This is a genomic window from Agrobacterium sp. O3.4, assembly GCF_041414895.1.
GTDB lineage: Bacteria > Pseudomonadota > Alphaproteobacteria > Rhizobiales > Rhizobiaceae > Agrobacterium > Agrobacterium cucumeris.
Genome location: NZ_JALPZP010000001.1, coordinates 2022793 through 2049545 on the forward strand (window position 1 = coordinate 2022793; position 26753 = coordinate 2049545).

General features: G+C 59.5%; 22 protein-coding genes. 10 read left to right on the plus strand and 12 right to left on the minus strand.

All coding sequences use genetic code 11. The annotated features are described in order from the left end of the window. The first annotated feature begins 24 nt into the window (after nucleotides 1-24). The gene (locus M0412_RS09785) at nucleotides 25-1689 is read left to right on the plus strand and encodes an iron ABC transporter permease (RefSeq protein WP_269698618.1); all 1665 of its coding nucleotides are present in this window, start codon (nucleotides 25-27) and stop codon (nucleotides 1687-1689) included. Nucleotides 1690-2001: 312 nt separating this feature from the next. Here the strand turns inward: M0412_RS09785 and M0412_RS09790 are convergent, their stop codons facing one another. From M0412_RS09790 to M0412_RS09810, 5 genes are all read right to left on the minus strand, one after another. Then, a complete protein-coding gene (locus M0412_RS09790; protein ID WP_046800630.1) occupies nucleotides 2002-2814 on the minus strand; it encodes an ABC transporter permease in 813 nt (270 codons plus the stop codon). 4 nt (nucleotides 2815-2818) lie between these two features. Further along, nucleotides 2819-3727, minus strand: a complete 909-nt coding sequence (locus M0412_RS09795; protein ID WP_142841196.1) for an ABC transporter permease subunit — start codon at nucleotides 3725-3727, stop codon at nucleotides 2819-2821. A gap of 11 nt (nucleotides 3728-3738) precedes the next feature. Beyond that, entirely contained in the window at nucleotides 3739-4896 is a 1158-nt protein-coding gene (locus M0412_RS09800) for an ABC transporter ATP-binding protein (RefSeq protein ID WP_142841194.1), read from the minus strand. Nucleotides 4897-5032: 136 nt separating this feature from the next. After that, nucleotides 5033-6130 carry a polyamine ABC transporter substrate-binding protein gene (locus M0412_RS09805; RefSeq protein ID WP_142841192.1) on the minus strand — a complete coding sequence of 366 codons (1098 nt, stop codon included), beginning with the start codon at nucleotides 6128-6130 and terminating at the stop codon, nucleotides 5033-5035. Nucleotides 6131-6282: 152 nt separating this feature from the next. After that, complete coding sequence (locus M0412_RS09810) at nucleotides 6283-7698, minus strand: short-chain fatty acyl-CoA regulator family protein (protein ID WP_142841190.1); 1416 nt, start codon at nucleotides 7696-7698, stop codon at nucleotides 6283-6285. 256 nt (nucleotides 7699-7954) lie between these two features. On the opposite strand from M0412_RS09810, the gene aceA reads away from it, so the two are divergent. Then, nucleotides 7955-9244: an isocitrate lyase gene (gene aceA / locus M0412_RS09815; RefSeq protein ID WP_269698620.1), complete on the plus strand. Its 1290-nt coding sequence runs from the start codon at nucleotides 7955-7957 to the stop codon at nucleotides 9242-9244. An 84-nt stretch (nucleotides 9245-9328) separates the two neighbouring features. Then, on the plus strand, nucleotides 9329-9583 hold the full coding sequence (locus tag M0412_RS09820; protein ID WP_046800624.1) for a hypothetical protein: 255 nt from the start codon (nucleotides 9329-9331) through the stop codon (nucleotides 9581-9583). A gap of 11 nt (nucleotides 9584-9594) precedes the next feature. Here the strand turns inward: M0412_RS09820 and M0412_RS09825 are convergent, their stop codons facing one another. Then, the gene (locus M0412_RS09825) at nucleotides 9595-10467 is read right to left on the minus strand and encodes a LysR family transcriptional regulator (protein ID WP_269698621.1); all 873 of its coding nucleotides are present in this window, start codon (nucleotides 10465-10467) and stop codon (nucleotides 9595-9597) included. 85 nt (nucleotides 10468-10552) lie between these two features. Between M0412_RS09825 and M0412_RS09830 the strand changes: the two genes are divergently transcribed. Beyond that, nucleotides 10553-10900, plus strand: coding sequence for a hypothetical protein (locus M0412_RS09830; protein WP_269698622.1), 348 nt, complete (start codon nucleotides 10553-10555; stop codon nucleotides 10898-10900). A gap of 316 nt (nucleotides 10901-11216) precedes the next feature. On the opposite strand, the gene M0412_RS09835 is transcribed toward M0412_RS09830, so the two are convergent. Continuing rightward, the gene (locus M0412_RS09835; RefSeq protein WP_269698623.1) at nucleotides 11217-12401 is read right to left on the minus strand and encodes an NAD(P)/FAD-dependent oxidoreductase; all 1185 of its coding nucleotides are present in this window, start codon (nucleotides 12399-12401) and stop codon (nucleotides 11217-11219) included. Nucleotides 12402-12524: 123 nt separating this feature from the next. Between M0412_RS09835 and M0412_RS09840 the strand changes: the two genes are divergently transcribed. The 6 genes from M0412_RS09840 (at nucleotide 12525) to M0412_RS09865 (ending at nucleotide 21115) form a co-directional block, all read left to right on the plus strand. Then, complete coding sequence (locus M0412_RS09840) at nucleotides 12525-13961, plus strand: glutamine synthetase family protein (RefSeq protein ID WP_046800620.1); 1437 nt, start codon at nucleotides 12525-12527, stop codon at nucleotides 13959-13961. 14 nt (nucleotides 13962-13975) lie between these two features. Further along, nucleotides 13976-15262: an FAD-binding oxidoreductase gene (locus M0412_RS09845; protein WP_269698624.1), complete on the plus strand. Its 1287-nt coding sequence runs from the start codon at nucleotides 13976-13978 to the stop codon at nucleotides 15260-15262. A 136-nt stretch (nucleotides 15263-15398) separates the two neighbouring features. After that, entirely contained in the window at nucleotides 15399-16874 is a 1476-nt protein-coding gene (gene zwf / locus M0412_RS09850) for a glucose-6-phosphate dehydrogenase (protein WP_142841179.1), read from the plus strand. An 11-nt stretch (nucleotides 16875-16885) separates the two neighbouring features. Then, nucleotides 16886-17584, plus strand: a complete 699-nt coding sequence (gene pgl, locus M0412_RS09855) for a 6-phosphogluconolactonase (RefSeq protein ID WP_269698625.1) — start codon at nucleotides 16886-16888, stop codon at nucleotides 17582-17584. A gap of 126 nt (nucleotides 17585-17710) precedes the next feature. Continuing rightward, entirely contained in the window at nucleotides 17711-19531 is a 1821-nt protein-coding gene (gene edd / locus M0412_RS09860) for a phosphogluconate dehydratase (RefSeq protein ID WP_269698626.1), read from the plus strand. Between the two features lie 219 nt (nucleotides 19532-19750). Beyond that, complete coding sequence (locus M0412_RS09865) at nucleotides 19751-21115, plus strand: metallophosphoesterase (protein WP_269698627.1); 1365 nt, start codon at nucleotides 19751-19753, stop codon at nucleotides 21113-21115. A 24-nt stretch (nucleotides 21116-21139) separates the two neighbouring features. On the opposite strand, the gene M0412_RS09870 is transcribed toward M0412_RS09865, so the two are convergent. The 5 genes from M0412_RS09870 to M0412_RS09890 form a co-directional block, all read right to left on the minus strand. Continuing rightward, a complete protein-coding gene (locus M0412_RS09870; RefSeq protein ID WP_035236048.1) occupies nucleotides 21140-21496 on the minus strand; it encodes a hypothetical protein in 357 nt (118 codons plus the stop codon). Between the two features lie 241 nt (nucleotides 21497-21737). Next, nucleotides 21738-22826 (minus strand): ABC transporter ATP-binding protein, encoded by a 1089-nt coding sequence (locus M0412_RS09875; protein WP_269698629.1) that lies wholly within the window; start codon nucleotides 22824-22826, stop codon nucleotides 21738-21740. A 20-nt stretch (nucleotides 22827-22846) separates the two neighbouring features. Beyond that, nucleotides 22847-24502 carry an alpha-glucosidase family protein gene (locus tag M0412_RS09880; RefSeq protein WP_142841168.1) on the minus strand — a complete coding sequence of 552 codons (1656 nt, stop codon included), beginning with the start codon at nucleotides 24500-24502 and terminating at the stop codon, nucleotides 22847-22849. Nucleotides 24503-24538: 36 nt separating this feature from the next. Next, nucleotides 24539-25699, minus strand: coding sequence for a carbohydrate ABC transporter permease (locus M0412_RS09885; protein WP_269698632.1), 1161 nt, complete (start codon nucleotides 25697-25699; stop codon nucleotides 24539-24541). A gap of 1 nt (nucleotide 25700) precedes the next feature. Continuing rightward, entirely contained in the window at nucleotides 25701-26714 is a 1014-nt protein-coding gene (locus M0412_RS09890; protein WP_046800613.1) for a carbohydrate ABC transporter permease, read from the minus strand. Nucleotides 26715-26753: the final 39 nt, after the last annotated feature.

The window sequence follows — 26753 nt, forward strand, 5'->3', positions numbered from 1 at the left end:
AAGGCTTTCGCAAGACAGGCCCGCATGCCCATGACGGTTTCCCTTCCAGCCACAAGACGTGTTTCAATACTGCCTGTCGCGGCGGTCATCGTCGCGGCCATTGCCGCCATGCCCATTCTGGCGATCTTCTGGCTGGCGCTCACCGGCAGCACGGAAGGATGGCAGCATCTTCTCGCCAATGTTCTGCCGCGTGCGGGGTTTCGCACATTCATGTTGCTGGGGATGACGGCCGCGACGACGGCGTTTTTCGGCATTGCCTGCGCCTGGCTCGTCACGACATTCGAATTTCCGCTGCGGCGTCTGTTGTCTGCGGCACTCGTGCTGCCGCTCGCCATTCCCTCTTATCTCGCCGCCTATGCCTTCGGCGAGTTCCTCGATTTCACCGGCCCGGTGCAGAGCGCTATTCGCGCCGCCTTCGACTATCACAGCATCCGCGATTACTGGTTTCCCGACATCCGCTCGCTTGGCGGCGCGGTGATCGTCCTGAGTTCGGTGCTTTACCCCTATGTCTATCTTTCGGCCCGCGCCGCCTTTTCCATGCAGGGCCGGTTTGCGGCGGAGGCGGCCCGCACGCTTGGCGCAAAGCCGCTCAGCGTGTTCTTTTCCGTGCAGTTGCCGATGGCGCGGCCGGCGATTGCCATCGGGCTTTCGCTCGTCTTGATGGAGACGCTGAACGATATCGGTGCAGTCGAATATCTCGGTGTCCAGACGCTGACCTTCACCATTTACGAGACCTGGCTCAATCGCGGCAATCTTGCCAATGCGACGCAGATCGCCGCCGTCATCCTCATCATCGTTGGCGCGCTGATCTTCATCGAACGCAATGCGCGTGAGAAACAGCGTTTCGGTGCGCCGAAAGCGACGAGTATGGCGCAGCGCCACCGGCTGAAGATGTTGACCGGCTGGCGGCGCTGGTGTGCGAGCCTGTTCTGTTTCCTGCCGGTGGCAAGCGGGTTTTTCATTCCCGTCATCGTGCTTGGGGGTTACGCCGCCAAGCGGCTCGATGCGCTGTTTGCGCCGAAACTTCTGAAAGCGCTGGGCCACAGTCTCGAGGTCTCCCTCTCCGCCGCTTTCGTGACCCTGATCGCGGCTTTCATCTTCTCCTACGCCATTCGAACCGAGCGCTCGCGCACGTCAAAGGTCGCCGCCCGCCTCGGTTCCATGGGATATGGCGTGCCGGGAACGGTGCTTGCCATCGGCGTGCTTATTCCGCTCGCCGGCCTCGACAATGGCGTCGACGGGTTCATTCGGTCGCATTTCGGGTTTTCAAGCGGGTTGCTGCTTTCCGGCACCGCCTTCGCCATCATCTATGCCCATAGCGTGCGCTTCATGACCATGGCGGAAGGCACGCTCGATGCCGGTTTCCAGAAGCTCTCGCCGCATATCGACATGGCCTCGCGAACGCTTGGGCGCAATCGTTTACAAACGCTGTTCAAGGTGCTGCTGCCGAACATGCGGCCGGCGGCTCTGACTGCTTTTCTGCTCGTGCTGATCGAATCCATGAAGGAACTGCCGGCGACCATCCTGCTCAGGCCTTTCGGTTTCAACACGCTTGCCACACTGGTCTATGAGGATGCATCCCGCTCCAGGGTGCAGGATGCCGCCGTGCCGGCGATCATCATCATCATCGCCGGGCTTATTCCCGTGCTTCTCGTCTCGAAATCCATGGATCATCCGGAAAACAGCTGAGCCGCGCCTGGTCTCTCGGCAAAAAGAAAGGCGGCCTTTCGGCCGCCTGTACTAGTTGTGCTTTTTTTAACGAGAGAAAGGGGGACAACCTCGCCATATGGAAATTATCAATCCCGGCCGTCAGAAATTTGACAGCCCTGCGTTAGGTTTACTTTCCGCCAACTCCTATTAACAAGCGGTTAAAACCAAAATCGAGCAATTACCGACGATAATTCCTATTTTGAGACCGTAAAGTCCCAAAACTAAATTATAGGTTTCTAATTTTATTGCGATTTCAACAGTAACGTGAGGAAATCGAAGCAGAGCCGATAATCAGTTGCGGGCGGCGGCGTGCTCGTCCCGCATCCGCTGCAGTTCGGTGCGTTTGGACGTGATGGAGGTGACGATGACGCCGATCGTCACAAGGCCGATGAGGATCGTGCAGATGGCATTGATTTCCGGCGTCACCCCGAGACGCACCTGCGAGTAAATCTTGATCGGCAGCGTGGTTGCACCGGGGCCTGTGGCGAAGCTGGCGATCACCAGATCGTCCAGCGACAGCGTAAACGCCAGCATCCAGCCGGCGATGACGGCGGGGAAGATCAATGGCAGGGTGATGCGGAAGAAAGTCTTCACTGGTGGGCAGCCGAGATCAAGTGCGGCTTCCTCAAGACTGCGGTCGAAGGTGAGCAGGCGCGACTGCACGACGATTGCCACATAACACATGGTGAAGGTGGTGTGGGCGATGACCACCGTCCAGAAACCACGATCCACCCCGACAGCCACGAACAAAAGCAGCAGCGACAGGCCGGTAATGACCTCCGGCATGACGAGCGGCGCATAGATCATGCCGGAAAACAGCACGCGCCCCGGGAAGCGGGCAAAACGGGTAAGCGACAGGGCCGCCAGTGTTCCAAGGATGGTGCCGATGGTGGCGCTTAAGATACCGACACGCAGCGTCACCCAGGCGGCATCCATCAGCCCCTGGTTCGACCACATGGACCTGTACCATTGCAGCGAGAAGCCGCCCCAGACCGTCACCAGTTTGGAGGCGTTGAAGGAATAAACGATCAGGATAATGATCGGGATATAGAGAAAGGCAAAACCGAGGGTGAGGACGGTGATATCGAATTTTCCGCGCTTCATGGCCTCACCCCACCTTCTTCTGCTGGTTCTGGAAGATGGCAATCGGCACCACCAGCAACAACAGGAGCAGCACGGCCACCGCCGATGCCAAAGGCCAGTCTCTGTTGCCGAAGAATTCCGTCCACAGCGTCTTGCCGATCATCAATGTCTGCGCGCCGCCGAGCAGATCGGGAATGACGAATTCGCCTGTTATCGGGATGAAGCAGATCATCGACCCGGCAACCACGCCCGGCAGCGACAGCGGGAAAGTGATCTTCCAGAAGGCCTTCCATGGCGGGCAGCCAAGATCGGCCGCCGCTTCAAGAAGCGTGTTGTCCAGTTTTTCCAGCGCCGAATAAAGCGGCAGCACCATGAAGGGCAGATAGGAATAAACGATGCCGATGAAGATCGCCGTCTCGGTGCGGAAGATGTTGACCTGCTGGTCAGGCCCCAGAAGACCGATCGACTGGAACAGCACCGTCAGCAGGCCCTCCGGTTTCAGAATGCCGATCCAGGCGTAAACGCGGATCAGGAACGAGGTCCAGAACGGCAGGATCACCAGCATCACCAGTGTCGGCCGCACGGCTGAAGGCGCGCGCGCCATGGCCAGCGCCATGGGATAACCGATCAGCAGCAGAAGGCAGGTGGAGATGAAGGCGATGCGCAGCGACGACAGATAGGCGTCGATGTAGAGCGGGTCTTCCGTCAGGAACAGGTAATTCTCGAAATCCAGCTGCGAGAAGAACGCGCCGAGCTTCGAAAAGCCTTCGAAGACCGGCGTGTAGGGCGGCATGGATATGGCCGTATCCGACAGCGATATCTTGAAGATGATGAAAAACGGCGCTGCGAAGAACAGCAGCAGCCAGAAATAGGGAACCGCAACGACCAGCCAGCGCCAGGGGCTTTGCCGGTTCTCGGGAGTGGTGATCGCCATGAAAGCCTCCCTCAGCGCGTCAGGACAAGACCTGAATCCGATTTCCAGTTCAACCACACCATGTCGCCGAAGGTGATCGGGCGATCAACGAGACGGGACACATTCGCCTGCGCCGCACGGAGGACACGGCCATCGGCGAGCTTGACGATGAAGACCGAGAAGTCACCGAGATAACCAATATCCCAGACCTCGCCATAGGCGGAGTTGACGGAGCTATCGGCCGGCTCATCCAGCGAGATGCGGACCTTTTCCGGGCGGATGGCATAAGCCACCTGACTGCCCGTCGCCGCAGCGCATTCCTGCTCCACCGCCACTTTCAGCCCGTCGCAATCGAGCGTCACCAGACCCGGTTTGCCGATATCGGAGGCATTGGCAACGACATTGGCGTCGAAAATATTGATGTCGCCGATGAAGTCAGCCACGTAACGGCTGTTCGGCGCCTCGTAAATCTCGGCAGGTGTCGCCACCTGCACGACGATGCCTTTGTCCATGACGGCGATGCGGTCCGACACCGTCATCGCCTCTTCCTGATCGTGGGTAACGATCAGGAAGGTGAGGCCGAGATTGGTCTGGATGTCCATCAGCTCGAATTGGGTTTCCTCGCGCAGCTTCTTGTCGAGCGCGCCGAGCGGTTCGTCGAGCAACAGCACCTTCGGCCGCTTGGCGAGTGAACGGGCGAGCGCCACGCGCTGCCGCTGGCCGCCGGAAAGCTGGCTCGGCTTGCGTTTGGCAAATTCCGTGAGTTTGACGAGCCGCAGCATTTCCTCGACGCGGGAAGCGATTTCCGCTTTCGGCAAGCCGTCCTGTTCGAGACCGAAGGCGATGTTCTTTTCCACCGACATATGCGGGAAAAGCGCATAGGACTGGAACATCATGTTGGTGGGACGCTTATAGGGCGGGACGCCGGAAATATCCTTGCCCTGCAACAGGATGCGGCCCTCGGTCGGCTCCTCGAAACCGGCCAGCATGCGCATCAGCGTGGTCTTGCCGCAGCCAGAGGGACCAAGCAGCGAGAAGAACTCGCGCTCGTAAATATCGAGCGTCAGGTTATTGACGGCGACAAAATCGCCGAAACGCTTGGTGACATTTTCAAAACGGATGAAGGGAACCGCATCGGGGTTGTCCCACGGGCTGAATTTGCGTTTGACCGGCCCCAGAGTTTTCGCCATTCACCCTACCCTCAAATCCCGTTGGTCTTTCGATCGATGCTTCGGGGCGGGCAGCGCCGGCAGGTAAGGTGACCTGCCGGCAAAGCTATCAGAGAAACAGGCCCGCCGGCCGTTCCTCAACCAGCGGACGGAAATGTCAGCTGCCGGTCTTTATCTGCGTCCAGACGCGGTTCAGCACGCGCTGCTCCTTCGGTCCGTAAGGCGAGATGGTGAAGAGCTTCTTCATCGTCTCGGCATCAGGATAGACCGCAGGATTTTTCGAAACCGACTCATCCATCAGCGCCTGTGAGGCGAGATTGCCATTGGCGTATTGAACGTAGTTCGACGCCTTGGCGATGACTTCCGGCCGCATCAGATAGTTGATGAAGGCATGCGCTTCCTCGACATTCTTGGCATCCGCCGGGATGGCGAGGTTGTCGAACCACATATAGGTGCCTTCCTTCGGGATGACGTAATTCACCTCAACGCCGTTCTTGGCTTCTTCCGCACGGCTTTTCGCCTGCAGGATATCGCCCGACCAGCCGATGGTGATGCAGCTGTCGCCATTCGCGAGTTCATCGATATAGGCGGAGGAATTAAACGTCTTCACATAGGGGCGGATCTTCGAGTAGACCTCACCGCCCGCTTCCAGATCGGCCGTTTCCTTGCTGTCCGGGTTCTTGCCGAGATAGTTCATGGCAATGGCGAAGGTTTCATCCGACGCATCGAGAATGTTGATGCCGCAGGATTTCAGCTTTTCGGCATTTTCCGGCTTGAAGAGAACATCCCAGCTATCAACAGGCACATCGCCGAGAGCAGCCTTCACCTTGGCGACGTTATAACCGATGCCGGTGGTGCCCCACATGTAGTTCACGGCATATTCGTTGCCGGGGTCGTATTTCGCCAGGCGCTCGGAGACCTCAGGCCACATGTTCTTCAGATTCGGCAACTTGGACTTGTCGAGCTTCTGGAACACGCCGGCATTGATCTGACGGGCGAGGAAGGGGCCGGTTGGCACCACGACGTCATAACCGGAGCTGCCGGCCAGAAGCTTGGTTTCCACAAGCTCGTTGCTGTCGAACACGTCATAGACAACCTTGATGCCGGTTTCCTTGGTGAAATCGGCAAGCACTGATTCGTCGATATAATCCGACCAGTTATAGACGTGGACGACCTTCTCCTGGGCCATTGCCGAGCCTGCTGCAACGAGCGCGGTGGTGAGAGCCAAGGTCAGGCGGAGAGAACGGTTTTTCATGATGTCTCCTGTTAACGCATCCTCACGGTGGGAGCGTGATCCCCTTTTTTTGGAGAGACTAGAAAGGAAAACAAAAGGGAGCAAGCGGGAAATGTGCAGCACAGCATTTTCAACCGAATGTTTTCCGGTCACAAAAAAGCGAATGGAAACACCTACTGGAAGTCGAAAACACTGAGACCGGTGACCATTTCATCCAGCCCCAGGGGCCGCGTCAGCGGTGCTTCGGCCCGCGACAGACAGCCCTGCCTTTCGCACAGCCGGCAGGAGGGACCGACGGTGACAGGTGCAGCACCCGAGGCGGCGGGACCATAGACCGTCTCTCCCGCCTGAGCGAGATCGCAGCCGACCAGCACGGCCGTGCGCCTTACCCTTTCGCCAAAACCCGCCTGCGGGCCTTCGAGTGTGCGCGAAACAGTGAGAAAGGCGTCACCATCAGGCATTTCCACCGCTTCCACCAGCACCTGCCCCGGCTGGGCGAAAGCCGCATGGATATTGAGCCGTGGACAGAGCCCACCGAAACGCGCCCTTGGAAAACCGCCGGCGCCTGCGAGGCGGAACCGGTTGCCGGCATTGTCTATCTCCATCAGGAAAAACGGGATTGCCGCAGCCGTCGGTCGTTGCAGGCTGACGAGGCGGTTGGCAGCCTGTTCAAACGACACATTGAATCGCGATCGCAAAACCTCAAGGTCATATTTTGCGCGCTGGGCGGCGGCAAGGAATGCACCATAGGGCATCATCAGCGCATGGGCAGCGTATCGCGCCAGTTCAAAACGGGCGATGCGCCGCGCTTCCTCGCCCTTCAGGCCAAGCGCCTCCAGTTCCGCACCGATCTCTTCGCGAAGCGCCAGAAGACAGGTCTCCATAGCCATTTCCCTCAGCTGATCCGGCTGCGACAGGCGCTCGGATAAAAACAGCCGCATGGAATGGCGATCATAACGCCGCCGCAGATTGGGCATGGCATGGACCGGCAGGGTTCTGACGACGATGCCATGGTTTTTCTGGAGCCATGCGCGCAGACCGGAGGCGAGATCATCGCCTGATGACAATTGTTTGTGGAGTTCTTCCGCCGACGCATCGATGGTGTGGAAATAGGCCGGCCGGTTTTCAAAGACGTGCCGTACTTCATCGATCGGCAGGCGGGTGGAGGAAAGCGCCGTCTCATGCCCCTCGCGCGCCAGGAGATCGGAGAGGTCGGAAAGGCGTTGCGCCTGCTCCCGATAGGCCCGGTAGAGCTTGAGGACACCGCTTGCCGCATTGGGCGCAGCATCGGCGACTTCGATCAGTTCCTGCGGCGACGGCACCTCGCCCGCAAGCAGCGGATCGGCAAAGACCTCGCGCAGCTGCCCGGCGGAACCGGCGCTTTCGCCTTGCAGGTCATCCAGATCGACCTTGTAGACCGAGGCGAGCTTCAGCAGCAACTGCACGGTCAGCGGCCGCTGGTTGCGCTCGATGAGATTGAGATAGGAGGGTGAGATCGCCAGCGCCTCGGCCATGGCCGTCTGCGTCAGTGCGAGACCGTTACGAATGCGGCGCACGCGCGGGCCAGCAAAAATCTTGTTTTCCGACACAGTGTCGCCCCTCCATCCCCGTCAACTCATACAAGCCTGTTACAAAATCGTCGACTTAAAGTCTTTTACAAAATTTACAATTTTACAGCTCTTCCCTGTCATGCATCCTACAGGATAACCTCTTTCAAGTCACTGTTTTTATGTTTGTTCTGGCGCTCAAATCTCGAAAAATGTAAATGTAGTCACATCGAACGGCGCTTCATGAAATCGAAAGAAAGCCGTTTCCGAAACTGCATTTGTCATGGGAGAGAGAAGTATGACGGATTTTTACAAGCTTGTTCCGGGTGCACCGCAGGGGCGTTTTGACGGCATTGAGCGCACCTACACCGCCGCCGACGTAGAGCGGCTGCGCGGCTCCGTCGAAATCCGCCATTCGCTGGCCGAAATGGGCGCGAACCGGCTGTGGAAGCTGATCAACGAGGAGAATTTCGTCAATGCGCTTGGTGCGCTCTCGGGCAATCAGGCCATGCAGATGGTTCGTGCCGGGCTGAAGGCGATCTATCTGTCCGGCTGGCAGGTTGCGGCCGACGCCAACACGGCGTCGGCCATGTATCCGGACCAGTCGCTTTATCCCGCCAATGCGGCGCCGGAGCTTGCCAAGCGCATCAACCGCACTTTGCAGCGCGCCGACCAGATCGAGACGGCGGAAGGCAAGGGCCTTTCGGTCGACACATGGTTTGCGCCGATCGTTGCCGATGCGGAGGCCGGTTTCGGTGGCCCGCTCAACGCCTTCGAGATCATGAAGGCCTTTATCGAAGCGGGTGCGGCGGGCGTTCATTATGAAGACCAGCTGGCATCGGAAAAGAAATGCGGCCATCTCGGTGGCAAGGTTCTGATCCCGACGGCGGCGCATATTCGCAACCTGACGGCGGCGCGACTTGCGGCTGACGTCATGGGCGTACCGACGCTGGTCATCGCCCGCACGGATGCGGAGGCCGCCAAGCTTCTGACCTCCGATATCGACGAGCGCGACCAGCCCTTCGTGGATTACGATGCCGGCCGCACTGTTGAGGGCTTCTATCAGGTCAAGAACGGTCTTGAACCCTGCATCGCCCGCGCGGTGGCCTATGCGCCCTATTGCGACCTGATCTGGTGCGAGACATCCAAGCCGGATCTCGAACAGGCGCGCAGGTTTGCGGAAGGCGTGCACAAGGCACATCCCGGCAAGAAGCTCGCTTACAATTGCTCGCCGTCGTTCAACTGGAAAAAGAACCTCGACGACGCGACGATTGCCAAGTTCCAGCGGGAACTGGGAGCGATGGGCTACAAGTTCCAGTTCATTACGCTCGCCGGTTTCCACCAGCTGAATTTCGGCATGTTCGAACTGGCGCGCGGTTACAAGGACCGGCAGATGGCGGCCTATTCCGAGCTTCAGGAAGCGGAATTCGCTGCCGAGGTTAACGGTTACACCGCCACCAAGCACCAGCGCGAAGTTGGCACCGGCTATTTCGACGCCGTGTCACTGGCGATTTCCGGCGGCACGTCTTCGACCACCGCCATGAAGGAATCCACCGAGCACGACCAGTTCCGCCCGGCGGCCGAATAAACAGGCAAAACGGCCCTTTCCGATTTCGGGAAGGGCTTGCAAACCGGATCAAGAACCCCGACCAATAAAGAGAGGAGAAATGCCATGAATGCCCATAACCCCATCAAGACCCACGTCAAGGAACGCGCCGAGGAGCAGTCCTCCGCCATGACGCAGGATCAGCAGGCCGCCATCCGCATGCTGGCCAATGATCTGCACCGCCTTAACCAGGCCGTCATGAAAGCCGTTGAGGCCGGTGTTTCCGTCGAGCTGGTCCGCTCGGCCCGCCACCATGGCGGCGGCGGCAACTGGGGCGATCTGCTGATCCCGGTCATCGTCGCGCAGGGCGCTGCGGCCTGAAACGGCCCCCTTTACGCCGGACGGCTCTTGAGCCCGGCATATAAATCGGAATGCCCCTTGATCAGACGGGTCATCCGGTCCGCCACCGTCCGTATATCGCGGCGGTGGCGATCGTCATTGTTCATGACGATCCACTGATTATGGCGGAGAGGTTCGATCTCGCCGCCCTCGCGTGTGAGCCGTGCATCTGCATCGCCGACGAAACAGGGGAGTACGGCGACGCCTGCCCCTGAAAGCACCAGATCAAGAAGCGCGGTTGGCCGGTTCACCGTTACCACGATATCACCACTACGGTTTTCGTGCGGCCAGCGCAGATAGGCGGAAATGGCATTTTCGTCCGTCACTGCCAATAAGCGGTCGGCAACCGATACGGCAGCATTGCGCAATCTGTAGGGCGCATAGGCCACCTCCCCCGTCTTGATGGCGGCAAGGTTCTTTTCCTGCGGCTCGAAAGCGCGGATACCGATGTCGTTTTCGCGATGGGCCAGGGACGCCCTCTGTTCCGCAATGAAGAGATCGATGCGGAAATCATCGCGATCCGTACAGATGGCGGAGAAGTTCCCGGTCAGCAGCCAGGCGTTCCAGGTGCCGACGGCAATACGCACGACGGAAGAGGCCGATGACGCCTTCTGCCATCCTTCGATGTCCTTCGCTGCATGCTCCATCGCCTGAAGCCGGTCGAACAATGCGCGACCATCCGCCGTCAGGGCGTATCCCGTCTGGCTGCGCTGGAACAGGGCCTTGCCAATGCGCTCCTCCAGCTCGATCATGCGCCGCCCGACGGTTGCCGGGCTCAAACCCGTCAACGTAGCGGCGCCCGTTAGACCGCCGCTGCGTGACACATCAAGGAAAAGCTGATAGGAATCCCAAGTGACGTTTTTCATTGGTGAAAAACGTAGCGCATTTTCTTGCGCAGATAAATCAAAAAACGGCGCGCATCATGGCCCTCCGCATTACGAGGAGAGTGACATGCACGCGATTTTTGCAGCCCGGGCCATCATCGAAAACCAGCAGCCGCGCACACGGCGCGAGGCCATTCAGCAGGAAGAGAAATTTTATGCCGATATGGCGCAGGCATCGCGCCCATCGCGGCTTGTCAGCGCGCTTATCGGCTTGATGAAGGCGAAGGGCCGCAGATCAGTAAAAGAGGGCGATCAGGGTCGCGATAGCGCCGGCGGCGATGACGGTCAGTCGAAGAGCCAGCTGCCGGCTCTCGCTTTCGGCGCGGGCGATGGCAATGGCGCGAGGGCGGCGATGTGCGGATCTGTTCATGCGCGGGCTCCTGACGAAAAACTCAACCGACCCATGCCCTGTTAAGAGCCTCCAGCAGGACATCATGTATAGCGGGATCACTTGAGTAACCCGGCTTTGCTGGCATTCACTCAGGATGACTCGGTGCCCATTAACAGAATGTTAAAAGGGCGAGGAAGGGCCACAACTTTACGAACTGAAATTGAGTTGGCGAACAGGTCACATCCGCACTCCGTCACCCCGGACTAGTTCCGGGGTCCAGCGCGATCAAGTCCTTGATCGCGAAAGACTCTTCACGGCGCAGACGCGCCGTGGCTGGATGCCGGATCAAGTCCGGCATGACGAAGGAGAGAGGTCCGAACTTTTCCACGACCAGAGACGATCACGCGAATTCGCCTGCCGCCTGCCCGGATGCCCAGGCCCACTGGAAATTATAACCGCCGAGCCAACCGGTCACATCAACACATTCGCCGATGAAATAGAGGCCGGCGACCGATTTTGCCGCCATGTTGCGGGAATCGAGGCCGGTCGTGTCCACGCCGCCAAGTGTGACTTCCGCCGTGCGATAACCTTCAGAACCGGCGGGTTTGATCTGCCAGTCCTGCACCTCACCGGCCAGCTTTGCCAAAGCCTTGTCCGACATATCGGCGAGATTGCCGGTCAGGCCGGATTGTTCGACCACATGCTGGGCGAGCCGTTTCGGCAGGATTTCTGCAAGAGCAGTTTGCGCGGACTGACGACCGTTCTTCTGTTTAGCCTCTTTCAGCAACGCAACAATATCGCGCCCCGGCTCCAGTTTCAGACGGATGACATCACCCTCCCGCCAATAGGAGGAAATTTGCAGGATCGACGGGCCACTCAAACCGCGATGGGTGAACAGCAGTGCTTCGTTGAAAGCCGTCTTGCCGTGCGAAATTTCAGCTGGAACCGCGACACCGGCAAGCGGGCTCAGCCTTTCAAGCGCTGCGGGATCGAGCGTCAGCGGCACCAGGCCGGGACGCGTTTCGATGAGTTTGAGGCCGAATTGTTCGGCGATCTGATAGGCAAAACCCGTCGCACCCATTTTCGGGATCGACTTGCCGCCTGTCGCCACGACAAGGCTTTGGGCCTCAATGACGCCGCCAGACGTGGTCACGCGAAAACGCCCGCCATCATGGGCGACGGTCGAGACAGCAGTTTCGAGCCGCAGCTTCGCATTCACCGCCTGCATTTCGCCAAGCAGCATGCGGATGATGTCCTTGGCGCTATCGTCGCAAAACAGCTGGCCGAGCGTCTTTTCATGCCAGGCGATGCGGTGTTTTTCCACCAGCGCAATGAAATCGCGCGGCGTATAACGGGCGAGCGCGGATTTGGCGAAATGCGGGTTGGCGGAGAGATAATTCTTCGGCCCGGCATGGATATTGGTGAAATTGCAGCGACCGCCGCCGGAGATGCGGATTTTCTCCCCCGGCGCCCTGGCATGGTCAAGAATGATGACGGAACGGCCGCGCTGGCCGGCGCGGATGGCGCACATCATGCCAGCGGCGCCCGCCCCCAAAATCAGCACGTCACATTTCTCTGTCATCATTCCATCCGATCCGTTTCCTTTCCTCTTTTCGAAGTGCCGCCCATTGTCAATGGCGCTTTCCCCCTCGCCAATTGCCAAACTACGGTTATGATGGCGCCAGTCGAAACACAGACCCGGTGATACATGCCCCCGAAGAAAACCATGCTCCGCCCGAAGAAACAGGCAACCATGGCAAAGACACCTCCCCTCGACCTTTCCTCAACCCGTGGCGTTTCCTCCTGGCGCGAAGCCGCGCAATGGCTGCGCGCGCGCGGTATCGAGGATATAGAATGCATCACGCCCGATCTTGCCGGCGTTGCACGCGGCAAGATGATGCCAACGGCGAAATTCACGGGCGACACATCGCTCGCCCTGCCATCCGCGCTCTATCGCCATACGATATCAGGCGAATACCCTGACGAGACGGCGAATTTCCGTTATGAGCCGCGCGACAGCGACCTGAAGCTGGTGCCTGATCTTTCCACCCTGTCCGTCGTGCCGTGGGAAAGCGATCCGACCGCGCAGGTGATCTGCGACGTCGTGGATGCCGAGGGCAATTTCGTTCCCTACACGCCGCGCAACGTTTTGAAGAACGTGCTTTCGCTCTATACCGAAAAGGGCTGGAAGCCGGTCGTTGCGCCGGAAATCGAATTTTATCTCGTCGCCATGAACGACGACCCGGACTATCCGCTGCATCCGCCGAAGGGGCGCTCCGGCCGGTCGATCGTCGGCGGGCAGAGCTATTCGATTGCCGGCATCAACGAGTTCGACGAGCTGATCGACGACATCTATCACTTCTCGGAAAAACAGGGTCTCGAGATCGACACGCTGATCCATGAGGAAGGCCCGGCGCAGCTGGAAATCAACCTGCGCCATGGCGACCCGATCCAGCTTGCCGACCAGGTATTCCTGTTCAAGCGCACCATCCGCGAGGCGGCACTGAAGCACGGCATCTACGCCACCTTCATGGCCAAGCCGATGCAGGGCCAGCCGGGTTCGGCCATGCATATCCACCAGTCGGTGGTGGAGATCGACAGCGGCCGCAATATTTTCTCGAACAAGGATGGCGGCCCCTCCAAGGAGTTCTTTTCCTTCGTGGGCGGCATGCAGCGTTATGTGCCGAATGCACTGGTTATGCTCGCGCCCTACGTGAATTCCTATCGTCGCCTAACGCCCGACATGGCCTGCCCGGTCAACAATGCCTGGGGTTACGACAACCGCACGACCGCCTTCCGGGTGCCGATTTCCAGCCCGCAGGCGCGCCGTGTCGAAAACCGACTGCCGAGTTCCGACGCCAATCCCTATCTTGCGCTTGCCGCGTCACTCGGCTGCGGCTGGCTTGGCATCGTCAACAATATCGAGCCGACCGAACCGACCGCCGAGACGGCCAATGAAGGCTCCATCGACCTGCCGCGTGGCCTGCTGGAGGCCGTGGCGCTGCTGGAAGGCGAAGAGCAGTTCGACCGGGTGTTCGGCCATGAATTTGTCGGCCTCTATGCCGGCCTGAAACGCGGGGAATTCGAGACCTTCATGCAGGTCATCAGCCCCTGGGAGCGGGAATTCCTGCTTCTCAACGTGTGAGGGGTTGTTAAAGCATGACATGGCAAAGCCCGATTGCGCCCGGAATTTCCTGGTATCAGGCAACCGTCGGTGAGCGGCCGGACTATCCCGCTCTCGACGGATCGAAAGAAGTGGACGTCGCGATTATCGGCGGCGGCTACACCGGTCTTCAGGCCGCCTGTAACCTCGCCGAAAATGGCGTCTCCGTCGCCCTCATCGAAGCGCATCGGTTCGGCGATGGCGCGTCCGGCCGCAATGGCGGCCAGTTCGGCACCGGCCAGCGCTCGTTTCCCGACGAGATGGAACATGAGATCGGCTTTGAGCAATCCAAGCTACTGTTCGATATTGCCGAGGATGCCAAGAACTACGTGCGCAGCTTCGCCGTCAATCGCGGCATCGACATGGAGTATCTGCCGGGGCAGCTTTATGTGGCGCACAAGGCCGCTTACGAGGACGACTATCGCAAAAGCGTCGATGCGATGAACAATCGCTACGGCTATCCGCATATTTCCTACATGGAACGGGGCGAAGCGCGCAAACGTGTTGGCTCCACCCATTATTTCGGTGGCACGCGCGATACCGGCACCGGCCATATCCATCCGTTGAAGCTCTTGGTCGGGCTGGCAAGGGCGGCGAAAGCTGCGGGTGCCGCCATCCATGAAATGACGCCGGCGAAATCCATCCGCCAGTCCGGCGGCAAGACGATCATCGAAACGCCCTTCGGCAATCTGACGGCGACAAAGGTGCTGATCGCGACCAATGCCTATATCGGCAATCTGGAGCCGGTAACGGCCGCCCATATCATGCCGATCCGCTCCTTCATTGGCGCGACGGCACCGCTCGATGCGTTTCCCGACATCATCCCAGGCCGGGAAGCCGTGGCGGATTCGCGTTTCGTGGTGCGCTATTTCCGCAAGACGGCCGACAACCGTCTGCTGTTCGGCGGACGTGAGGCCTATACGGCCGATACGCCGCGCGACATTTCCACCCATATTCGCCGGCAGATAGCGGAAATCTATCCCGCGCTGAAGAATATCGACATCACCCATTCCTGGGGCGGCTCCGTCGGCATCACCCTGCCGCGACAGGTGTTCGTGCGCGAAGTCATGCCCGGCGTCACCTCCATCGGCGGTTATTCCGGCCATGGGGTGATGCTGTCGAATTATTGCGGCAAGCTCTATGCCGATCTCGTACTCGGCAAACAGGACATGCTGGCACCCTTCGCGCGCCTGAAGGTGCCCTCCTTCCCCGGCGGAGCGTCACTGCGCGCGCCGCTGCTTTTCCTGGCGCTTTCCTGGTATGCGTTGCGAGACAGGTTTTAGGATAATGTTTACAGCCGGTTATCGAAACAGGACGGGCGAAAAAAGCCAAAATTCATAATTTCACATAACTGAGTCTGGCATTTTTAAATCGATTAGATTATTGATGCCCCAACCCTTGAAGATCGAGAGAATCGATATGAGCAGTCAGATCATTCCTGTTGAACCTTTTGATTGTGTCGTTTTCGGCGGCACGGGCGATCTTGCCGAGCGCAAGCTTCTGCCGGCCCTTTATCACCGGCAGGTCGAAGGCCAGTTCACGGAGCCGACCCGCATCATCGGTGCGTCGCGTTCGGTCATGAGCCATGAGGAATATCGCAAATTCGCGCAGGACGCGCTGAAGGAGCACCTGAAGGCCGGCGAATATGACGACGCGCAGGTCACGCTGTTCCTCAACCGGCTTTTCTACGTGCCTGTTGATGCCAAGGGCAGCAATGGCTGGGACGTGCTGAAGAAGCTGCTCGATGAGGGCAAGGATCGCATCCGCGCCTTTTATCTGGCCGTCGCACCGGGCATTTTCGGCGATATTGCCGACAAGATCCGCGAGCACAAGCTGATCACCCGCTCGACCCGCATCGTCGTTGAAAAGCCGATCGGCCGCGATCTCGCTTCCGCGCAGGAACTGAACGACACAATCGGCCACGTCTTCAAGGAAGAGCAGATTTTCCGCATCGACCACTATCTCGGCAAGGAGACGGTGCAGAACCTGATGGCGCTGCGTTTCGCCAATGCGCTTTACGAGCCGCTGTGGAACTCCGCCCATATCGACCACGTGCAGATCACCGTTGCCGAAGCCGTCGGCCTTGAAGGTCGCGCCGGTTATTACGACAAGGCCGGTGCGCTGCGCGATATGGTGCAGAACCATATCCTCCAGCTGCTTTGCCTCGTGGCCATGGAGCCGCCCGCATCCATGAATGCGGAAGCCGTGCGTGACGAAAAGCTCAAGGTTCTGCGCTCCCTGAAGCCGATCAACACCAGCAATGTCGAAAAGCAGACGGTTCGCGGCCAGTACCGTGCCGGTGCTTCCGCCGGTGGCCCGGTGAAGGGCTATCTGGAAGAGCTGGAAGGCGGCGTTTCCAACACCGAAACCTTCGTCGCCATCAAGGCCGAAATCGCCAACTGGCGCTGGGCCGGCGTTCCTTTCTACATCCGCACCGGCAAGCGCCTCGCGACCCGCGTTTCGGAAATCGTCGTCACCTTCAAGCAGATCCCGCATTCGATCTTCGACGATGCGGCCGGCAAGATCGAGGCCAACAAGCTGGTCATCCGCCTGCAGCCGGATGAAGGCGTCAAGCAGTCGCTGCTCATCAAGGACCCCGGCCCGGGCGGCATGCGCCTGCGCCAGGTGTCGCTGGATATGAGCTTCGCCGAAGCCTTCAACGTGCGCAGCCCCGATGCCTATGAGCGGTTGTTGATGGACACCATCCGCTCCAACCAGACGCTGTTCATGCGCCGCGACGAAGTCGAGGCCGCGTGGGACTGGATCGACCCCATTCTCAAGAGCTGGGAAGAACTGGCGCAGGGCGTGCAGGGTTATACCGCCGGCACCTGGGGTCCGAGCGGCTCGATCGCGCTGATCGAGCGTGACGGTCGCACCTGGCACGATGGAGATTGAGGATGACGGAGATGAGTGAGACATTACATGTCTTCGACAGCGCCGCCGACCTCGCCTCCGCACTGGCAACAGAAGTTGCCAGCCGCCTTTCGGCCGCAACGCAGGAGCGCGGCACGGCGAGCATTGCCGTTTCCGGCGGCTCGACGCCGAAACTGTTCTTCCAGGCGCTTTCCAAACACGATCTCGACTGGCCCAATATCAGCGTGACGCTGGTGGACGAACGTTTCGTGCCGCCGGAAAGTGATCGTTCGAACCATCGCCTCGTCGCCGAGAACCTGTTGCAGGACAAGGCGAAGGCGGCCTATTTCGTGCCGCTTTTCCAGTCGGCAGCCTCGCCGGAGGATGCGGCAACGCTCGCAACCGTCAAGACCGAAGCGATCTGCGATCCTTTCGATGTGGTCATTCTGGGTATGGGAACGGATGGCCATACGGCATCGTTCTTCCCCGGTGGCGACAATCTCTATGAGGCGCTGGACCTTGATGAGCCACGCGGCGTCTTGACCATGGCGGCGGAAAATGCGGGAGAGGAGCGGTTGACCTTCAATTTCTCCAGCCTGCATGATGCCGATTTTCTGGTGCTGCACATTGAAGGTGCAGCCAAGAAGGCGACGCTTGAAAAAGCTCAGTCAGGCGAGGATGAGGACGAAATGCCTGTTCGTGCCGTGCTGAACCGCGCAGAAACGCTCGTGGATATATACTGGGCGCCGTAAGCCGAAAGTACCGCCGCACACGCGGCCCGGCGACAAGCGCCCCGAAGACATGAAGACAGAAACACGACAACCGGCCGTTCACCTCCCGGAACGCCGGTTGCCGACCAACGAACAGGATGAACGCCCATGTCCGCCGATTCCCGCATTCAGGCCATCACCGCCCGCATCGTCGAACGTTCCAAGCCTTACCGCGAGACTTATCTCGAGCGGTTGCGGCTGCAGGTCTCAAAAGGCGTTCACCGTTCCGTGCTTTCCTGCGGCAACCTTGCGCACGGGTTTGCGGTCTGTTCCCCCGCCGACAAGGACATCCTTGCCGGCGACCGGGTTCCAAACCTCGGCATCATCACCGCCTATAACGACATGCTGTCGGCGCACCAGCCCTATGAGACCTTCCCGGCGATCATTCGCGATGCGGCCAAGGAGGCGGGTGGCATCGCCCAGGTGGCGGGCGCGGTTCCGGCCATGTGTGATGGCGTGACGCAAGGGCAGCCGGGCATGGAGCTTTCGCTGTTTTCCCGCGATGCCATCGCCATGGCGGCCGGCATCGGCCTGTCGCACAACATGTTCGACGCCGCCGTCTATCTCGGCGTCTGCGACAAGATCGTGCCCGGCCTCGTGATTGCGGCACTGGCCTTCGGCCATCTGCCCGCCGTCTTCGTTCCCGCCGGCCCGATGACATCAGGCCTGCCGAACGATGAGAAGTCCCGTATCCGTCAGCTTTATGCCGAAGGCAAGGTCGGTCGCGCCGAGCTTCTGGAGGCGGAATCGAAATCCTATCACGGCCCCGGCACCTGCACCTTCTACGGCACGGCGAACTCCAACCAGATGCTGATGGAGATCATGGGCTTCCATATGCCAGGCTCCTCCTTCATCAATCCCGGCACACCGCTGCGCGATGCGCTGACGCGTGAAGCTGCCAAGCGCGCTTTGGCAATCACTGCGCAGGGCAATGAATTCACACCGGCGGGCGAGATGATCGATGAACGGTCGGTCGTCAACGGCGTTGTCGGCCTGCATGCAACGGGTGGTTCCACCAACCACACCATGCATCTGATCGCCATGGCGCGCGCCGCCGGCATCATCCTCACCTGGCAGGATATTTCCGATCTCTCGGATATCGTGCCGCTGCTCGCCCGCGTTTATCCCAACGGTCTTGCCGATGTGAACCATTTCCACGCCGCCGGCGGCATGGGTTTCCTCATCAAGCAGCTCTTGAAGCAGGGCTTTGTGCATGATGATGTGCGCACCGTCTTCGGACAGGGTCTTGCAGCCTATACCGTGGATGCCAAGCTCGATGAAAAGGGCGCGGTAACCCGTGAGCCCTCCCCCGAGCAGAGCCATGATCCGAAAGTGCTTTCCAGCATCGAAACGCCGTTTCAGCCGACCGGCGGCCTGAAGATGCTGACGGGCAATCTCGGCAAATCCGTTATCAAGATCTCCGCCGTCAAGCCGGAACGCCACATCATCGAAGCGCCCGCTATCGTTTTCGACGACCAGCAGGCACTTCAGGATGCCTTCAAGGACGGCAAGCTCAACCGCGACTTCATCGCCGTCGTCCGCTTCCAGGGGCCGAAGGCCAATGGCATGCCGGAACTGCACCGCCTGACACCGCCGCTCGGCGTTTTGCAGGATCGCGGCTTCAAGGTGGCGCTGGTGACGGATGGGCGCATGTCCGGCGCATCAGGCAAGGTGCCGGCCGCTATCCACGTCACGCCGGAGGCTTCCGATTGCGGCCCGATCTCGCTCATCCGTGATGGCGACATCATCCGTCTCGATGCCATTTCTGGAACGCTGGAAGTGCTGGTGTCCGCCGCTGAACTGGCGAAACGCGAACCGGCACGCGCCGATCTTTCCGGCAATGAATGGGGCATGGGCCGCGAACTTTTCGCCCCCTTCCGCCGCAATGCCGGCCCGGCCGATCAGGGCGCAAGCGTGCTCTTCCATTGATCTTTTGAGAGGCGAAGGTCAATACGGCTTTCGCCTTTCAACCCTGCTTTGCGGCATCGTTTGAGTGCACTTTCTCGCGCCTGATAATCCGGCGCAGAAACAGCTTTATTTCCCAATTCGTAAAAGTCACACTTGTCATGCGGCTGTGATGATCGCCCTATAGGGCCTTCTCCAGCAACCGTGGGATGACGGTGCAGTTTCGGATGATGGGGCCAGGACATGACGATTTTCTCAAGCAAACGCCGCGATGTGCTGAAGCTTATGGCTGGCACAGCCGTGCTGCCGTTGATTGCGTTAGCCACGCCAGCGACGGCGCAGGATGTCGCGCTGCGTGCGATCGTGATCTCCGACCTGCATTCGGCCTATGAACGCATCGGCCAGCTTCTCGCGGCCATAGAAACGCGCGTCGCTGCCGACAAGACGCCACATATCATTCTGCTGAATGGCGACCTGTTCGAACTCGGCAATGCCGTGGCCACCCGTTCGGCCGGCGAAATCGAGTGGACGTTCCTCGCTGCACTCGCCAAGCTCGCCCCCACCGTGATCAATATCGGCAATCATGAGCCCGATATCGACAATGATCTTGCCAATTTCGTCAGCCGCGCCCAGGCGCTCGGCATCACCGTTCTGTCCAACATTATCGATAAGCGCAACGGAAAGCCCTACGCGCCTGATAGTGCCGAGGTAAGCGTCGGCGGGCGGCAGGTCGTCGTGGCAGGTTTCGCCACCAATGCAATCAACACCTATCCGAAGGCGACGCGCGAGATGCTCGACATCCCGCAGCCGGTCGAATGGGCGAAGGCCAATCTGCCCGGCATCGTTAAGTCGGGCGCTATCAACATCGTCTTGAGCCATGCCGGCGTCGTTGCCGACCGCGACATCCTGCCCCTGCTGCCGGATGGCACGCTGCTGGTCGGCGGTCACGATCACCTGAACTTCGTGCACGAGCAGGGTGCCACGCGTTATCTCCATACCGGCTCATGGTGCACCTCCATGACGGTGGCAACGATCTCCGCCCCCGGCAAGGCTCCGGCCATCGAGACGATCGCGATCGATAGCGACGCCCCCGCCTCCCCGGCCCTCAAGAGCCTGATCGAGCAGACGCTCGAAAAGCACCTGACGGCAGAAGAACGGGCGGTTATCGGCAAATCCGCCAAGGCAATGACCGTCGATGAGGCCGGACGCCATGTGGCGCAGCTTATCGCTGCGAAAACCGGCGCGGATGTCGGTTTCATCGGCCATACGTCACTCGGCGCCGGTCTGCCGCAGGGCGATATTCGCCGCTATGATTTCAACGCCTCGCTGCGTTTCGACGGCAAGCTGATGGTGACGGAAGTGGATGGCGAAGCGCTTGCTGAAATCCTTGAACGTTGCAATCAGGACGGCGACATTCCGCTTGCTGCTCGCACCGGCGATTATCTCTACGCCATGCCGGAAAAACCGGAAACGAAACAACGTTACAAGCTGGTCTGCAACGACTGGTCGGCCACCAACCAGAAATCCTATTTCGGCCGCAGCGATCTTGTTTTCACGGAAGTGCCTGAAGTGAAGCTGAAGCAGACGGTTGTGGACGGGCTTTCTTAAGTCCCTTCGGCAGATTTGGATATTTCAGAAAGACCGGATATCGAGCTTCCGGTCCCTGTGTGCCGGGTGCGTGCTGAACACGAAGATGCGGTCCAGTTCCTTCTGCGTCAACATGCGCAGGAAGCGGACATGGATGGTGTTGTTGGCGTTGACGCGCAACATCACGCAGCCGATCTTGGTGATGCGGGCGTCGGGAATATCGAGATAGAACTGGTTGGGCAGGTTATATTTCGTCAGCAGTGCCAGCACCGCTTCGGTCTGGGAGATGCGGATGACGTCGCAGCGCCGCGCCGCCATGTGCATGACGGCCTTTTCGGTATATTCGATGCGTGCCGCATTCATGGTATCTTCCATGCGAAACCGGCTTTCGCGGTCGTACATGAAGGATTCTTCCTTGCTCAGGTAATGGTTCCTGATGACACCCGCACTGCTCTGCACGCCCGGACTCCCATGCTTTCTTAACAGATCGAGACTAGGCCATAGTCTTTAACAATTCATATCAGACTTGCCTCAAACAGACCGGAAGCGGGACATTTCCGATGTTTTTCCACAGGGGCAAAAACGCACGAAAAAGCCCCGGAACGGTAAGGTTCCGGGGCGTGTTTTACGATATTGCCGGCGATTATGGACGGTAGGTCTTGCCGTCAGCATCGAAGAGATGGAGCTTTTCCTGCGGTGCTGCAAAACGCAGGGTTTCGCCCCTGGAGACGGAAAGGATGCCCGGGATCTTGACGATGATCGGCTCCTGTCCCTTCGGAGCCTCGAGATAAAGCAGCGTCACTTCGCCCAGAGCCTCGACGATCGAGACTTTGCCTTCGAAAAGATAGTCGTCGCTGGTGACGACGCTGAGGTCTTCCGGCCTCACACCAAAGCTCGCAGCCTTGCCCTGCTCGGTGGCCGGAGTCGGAACATTGACGGCCAATGTTTTGCCGCCGGCCAGTTCGATCGACGTCCGTTCGCCGGTTCCGGCGATCTTCGCCGAGATGATGTTCATGGCGGGCGAGCCGATGAACTTCGCCACGAAAAGATTGGCCGGCCTTTCGTAAAGTTCGAGCGGCGGGCCGACCTGCTCCACACGACCCGCATTCAACACGACGATGCGGTCTGCCAGCGTCATCGCCTCCACCTGATCGTGGGTGACGTAGATCATCGTCGTATCGGCCATCTGCTCGTTGAGCTTGGCAATCTCGATGCGGGTGGCGACACGCAGGGCAGCATCCAGGTTCGACAGCGGTTCATCGAACAGGAAGACCTTGGGATTGCGGCAGATGGCACGACCGATCGCGACGCGCTGGCGCTGGCCACCGGAGAGCGCCTTGGGCAGACGCTCCAGATATTGCGTCAGCTGCAGGATTTCGGCGGCGGCACGCACGCGGCGGTCGATCTCCTGCTTGTTTTCCTTCGCGATCTTCATGCCGAAGGCCATGTTGTCATAGACGGTCATATGCGGATAAAGCGCATAGGACTGGAACACCATGGCGATGCCCCGGCGCGAGGGCGGGATTTCATTGACGAGCTGGCCATCAATGAACATCTCGCCGCCGGTGATTTCCTCCAGACCGGCGATCATCCGCAGAAGCGTCGATTTTCCGCAGCCGGACGGGCCGACGAAAACGATGAATTCGCCCTGCTCGATCGAAAGATCGATGCCGTGCAGGACCTTCACCTGCCCGTATGATTTGCGGATATCCTTGAGAACGAGACTTGTCATGGGTGGTCCTCCCTATTCTGTCAGGCGTAACGGGCGAAGAATGCGCCCCATGCCGGAAGTTCTACGCTTCTGCCTTCAAGGCCGCTTGCAAAGCCATGACCTTCGAGAACCTCCCAGTTCCCTTCCGGCAGCGTGGCTTTTGCCGGCGTTGCGGACAAGTTGAAGAGGCAAAGCACGGTTTCGTTGCCCAGCTTGCGGGTATAGCTCAGCACCTCACCCTGCACGGGGTGGAATTCGATACCACCCTTTGCGAAGGCCGGGTGCTGCCTGCGGAAAGCGAGGAAGCGGCGGTAATGTTCCAACACCGAAGCTTCATTGCCCTGCTGGGCGCTGACGGCGCGCTGCTTATGCTCGGCCGGAATGGGCAGCCATGTCTTGTCGGCTGTCGAGAAACCGGCCTGTGCGTGGCCGGCATCCCACACCATCGGCGTGCGGCAACCGTCGCGGCCCTTGAATTCCGGCCAGAACTGGATGCCGTATGGATCCTGCAAATCCTCGAACGCGATATCGGCTTCGGTGAGGCCGAGTTCTTCGCCCTCATAGATGCAGACGGAGCCGCGCTGCGTCATCAGCAGCGCCGAAAGAACCTTGGCGAAAGCGTCCTTATCCTCGACATGCTCGCCCCAGCGGCTGACATGGCGCACGACATCATGGTTGGAGAAAGCCCAGCAGGCCCAGCCTTCCGGTGCGGCTCTCGCAAAATCCGCCTGCACATCGGCGACGCGCTGCGGGGTCAGCGCATCGGGTGCGAGGAATTCGAAGGCGTAACACATCTGCATCTTGTCATCGCCGGAAGTATATTCACCGACGATTTCGAGGCCGCGCTGACTGTCGCCCACTTCGCCAACGGCGGCGATGTCTGGAAACTCGTCCAGCACCGCGCGGAAGCGCTTCAGGAAGGCGATGTTTTCCGGGCGGTTCTTGTCGTAGAGATGTTCCTGGAAGTTATAGGGATTGACCGCAGGTGCCGTGGAGGCATTGCGGCGCTCCGGCGCCAGCGCCGGGTTATCGCGCAGCTCAAGGTCATGGAAATAGAAGTTGATGGTGTCGAGGCGGAAACCGTCGACGCCGCGCTTCAGCCAGAAACGGGTGATGTTTAGCAGCTCTTCCTGCACTTCAGGGTTATGCAGGTTGAGGTCCGGCTGCGAGGTCAGGAAGTTGTGCATGTAATATTGCATGCGGGTCGGGTCCCACTGCCAGCCCGGACCGCCGAAAATCGACAGCCAGTTATTGGGCGGCGTGCCATCCGGCTTGCCATCCGACCAGACATACCAGTCCGATTTCGCATTGTTGCGGCTGGCGCGGCTTTCCACGAACCATGGGTGCTGGTCAGACGTGTGCGACATGACGAGATCGATCATGACGCGGATGCCAAGCCGGTGGGCTTCGGCAATCAGCCCGTCGAAATCGGCAAGCGTGCCGAACATCGGATCGACATCGACATAATTCGAGACGTCGTAACCGAAATCCTTCATCGGCGAGGTGAAGAAGGGCGAAATCCAGATCGCATCGGCACCGAGGCCGGCAATATGCGCCAGCCGGTCGGTTATGCCCTTGAGGTCGCCGATGCCGTCGCCATTGGAGTCCTGATAGGAGCGCGGATAGATCTGATAGATAACAGCGCCGCGCCACCAGTCCTTGTTGGGCGTCAAAGCGGAAGTCACCGAAGCGGTCATGGAAGTGTCCTGTCTGGTATGGGCGTTCATGGAATGTCAGCCTCCCTTGACGGAGCCTGCAAGCAGGCCACGCACGAGATAACGTTGAAGAGCAAAGAAGACGCAAAGCGGCACGATGATGGTGACAAAGGCCGAAGCGGTGAGGATTTCCCAGTTGCCGCCGCGCGAGCCGAGCAACGCGTTGAGCGCACCGGTCAATACCAGTTCGTCCTTCTGCGTGCCGAGGAACACCATGGCGACGAGCAGGTCGTTCCAGGTCCACAGGAACTGGAAGATGGCGAAGGAGGCAAGCGCCGGGAAGGAGAGCGGCAGGATGATCTTGACGAAGATTTCAAAATCGCTGGCACCATCCACGCGGGCGCTTTCGATGATCTCTTTCGGCAGGCCGGAAATATAGTTGCGCAGCAGATAGATGGCGAGCGGCAGGCCGAAGGCGGTGTGCGCCAGCCAGATGCCGGCATAGGTCTTGGACGGCACGCCAAAGATGGTGCCGATTTCATTATAGAGCCGCAGCAGCGGGATCAGCGACATCTGCAACGGCACGACGATGAGGCCCACCACCATGGCAATCAGCAGATTGCGGCCGGAAAAGCTCATCCATGACAGCGCATAGGCGGCGAAGGCCGCAATGAGGATGGGGATGACGGTTGCCGGCACGGCGACGGTGAGTGAGTTGACGAAGGACTGGCCGATGCCTTCCGAGGTCAGAACCGTGCGGTAATTGTCGAGCGTGAAGACGGGCGGCGTCGCGACGGAAATATAGACGCGCTTGCCGCGCGCGCCCTCGAAGCTCGAAGCCCTGCTATATTCGTAAGTGCCGTCCGTATTGACGAGCAGGGTTTCGCCATCGCCGATATCGGCCGGTTCGCCGGCGTTGAATGCTCTCGGTTCCTGAACGCGCACGCCGAAGGCGGAGACTTTTCCGCCCGCGCCGTTTTCGAAGACATTGCCTGATATCACATAGCGGCTGCCGTCCTGCTTCTGCACGGAAGCATCAGCGAGGCGCACTGCCGAGGTCTGTTCGGAGCTGGAGAAGGCCGTCCACCAGCCTGACACGGTAATCTGGTCCTTGTCGCGCAGCGAGCTGACGAGAATGCCGAGCGTGGGTAAGAGCCAGAGAAGCACGACGACGAGAACGCTGGCATGGACGATGAGGCGCGGCAGGCCGACGCGGCGCAGGCGTTTGACGATATTCATCTCAGCGGCCCTCCATCTCGCGGTTCGCCTGGCGGATGTTCCAGACCATGATCGGGGTGACCGCCGCCATGATGATGAGCGCGATAACAGCACTTCGGCCGCTGTCGCCGCCACCGCGGAACATCCAGTCGAACATGAGGTTGGCGAGAACCATGGTATTCCACTGGCCATTGGTCATGGTCAGCACGATATCGAAGACCTTGAGCACGAGAATGGTGATCGTCGTCCAGACGACGGCGATGGTGCCCCAGATTTGCGGCACCATGATCTTCCAAAAAATCTGCCAGCCATTGGCGCCGTCTATGACAGCCGCCTCGATGGTTTCTTCCGGAATGCCGCGCAAAGCCGCCGACAGGATGACCATGGCGAAACCGGTCTGGATCCAGATGAGGATGACCATCAGGAAGAAATTGTTCCAGAAGGGCATGGAAATCCAAACCTCCGGGCTACCGCCGAAAAACTCGACGATGGCGTTCAAGAGGCCGATCTGCACCTGACCTTCGGCACGGTATTCATAGATGAACTTCCAGATGACGGATGCGCCAACGAAAGAAATCGCCATCGGCATGAAGACGATGGATTTGGCGATGTTGCCCCACCAGATGCGGTCGGTCATGACGGCAATGACGAGGCCGAAGAAGGTGCAGGCGGCCGGCACGACGGCGAGCCAGAGGATGTTGTTGAAGATCGACTGGCGGAAACCGGCGTCGAAAAACGCCCAGCGATAATTGGCGAGGCCGACGAATTCGCTGCCTGTGCGATCATAAAAGGACAGGATCAGCGTGGCGATGACGGGATAGACCAGATAGACCAGCAGCAGGATCAGCGCCGGGCCGATGAACAGCCAGGGCCGGACGGCGGCGCGGCGGTTTAGATTGCGGGATGCGTGAATGACATCTCCCGATCGGACGGGAAAAATCACCTGCAGCGCCTTGTCGGATAGCCAGTAATAGGCAGCGCAGGCAAAAACGCCCGCTACCATGACGCCGATGGCAGACACGAGTTGTTGAGCCATGTTCCCTCCCTGATCCTCTCCGCGCCGCGTTGATTTATG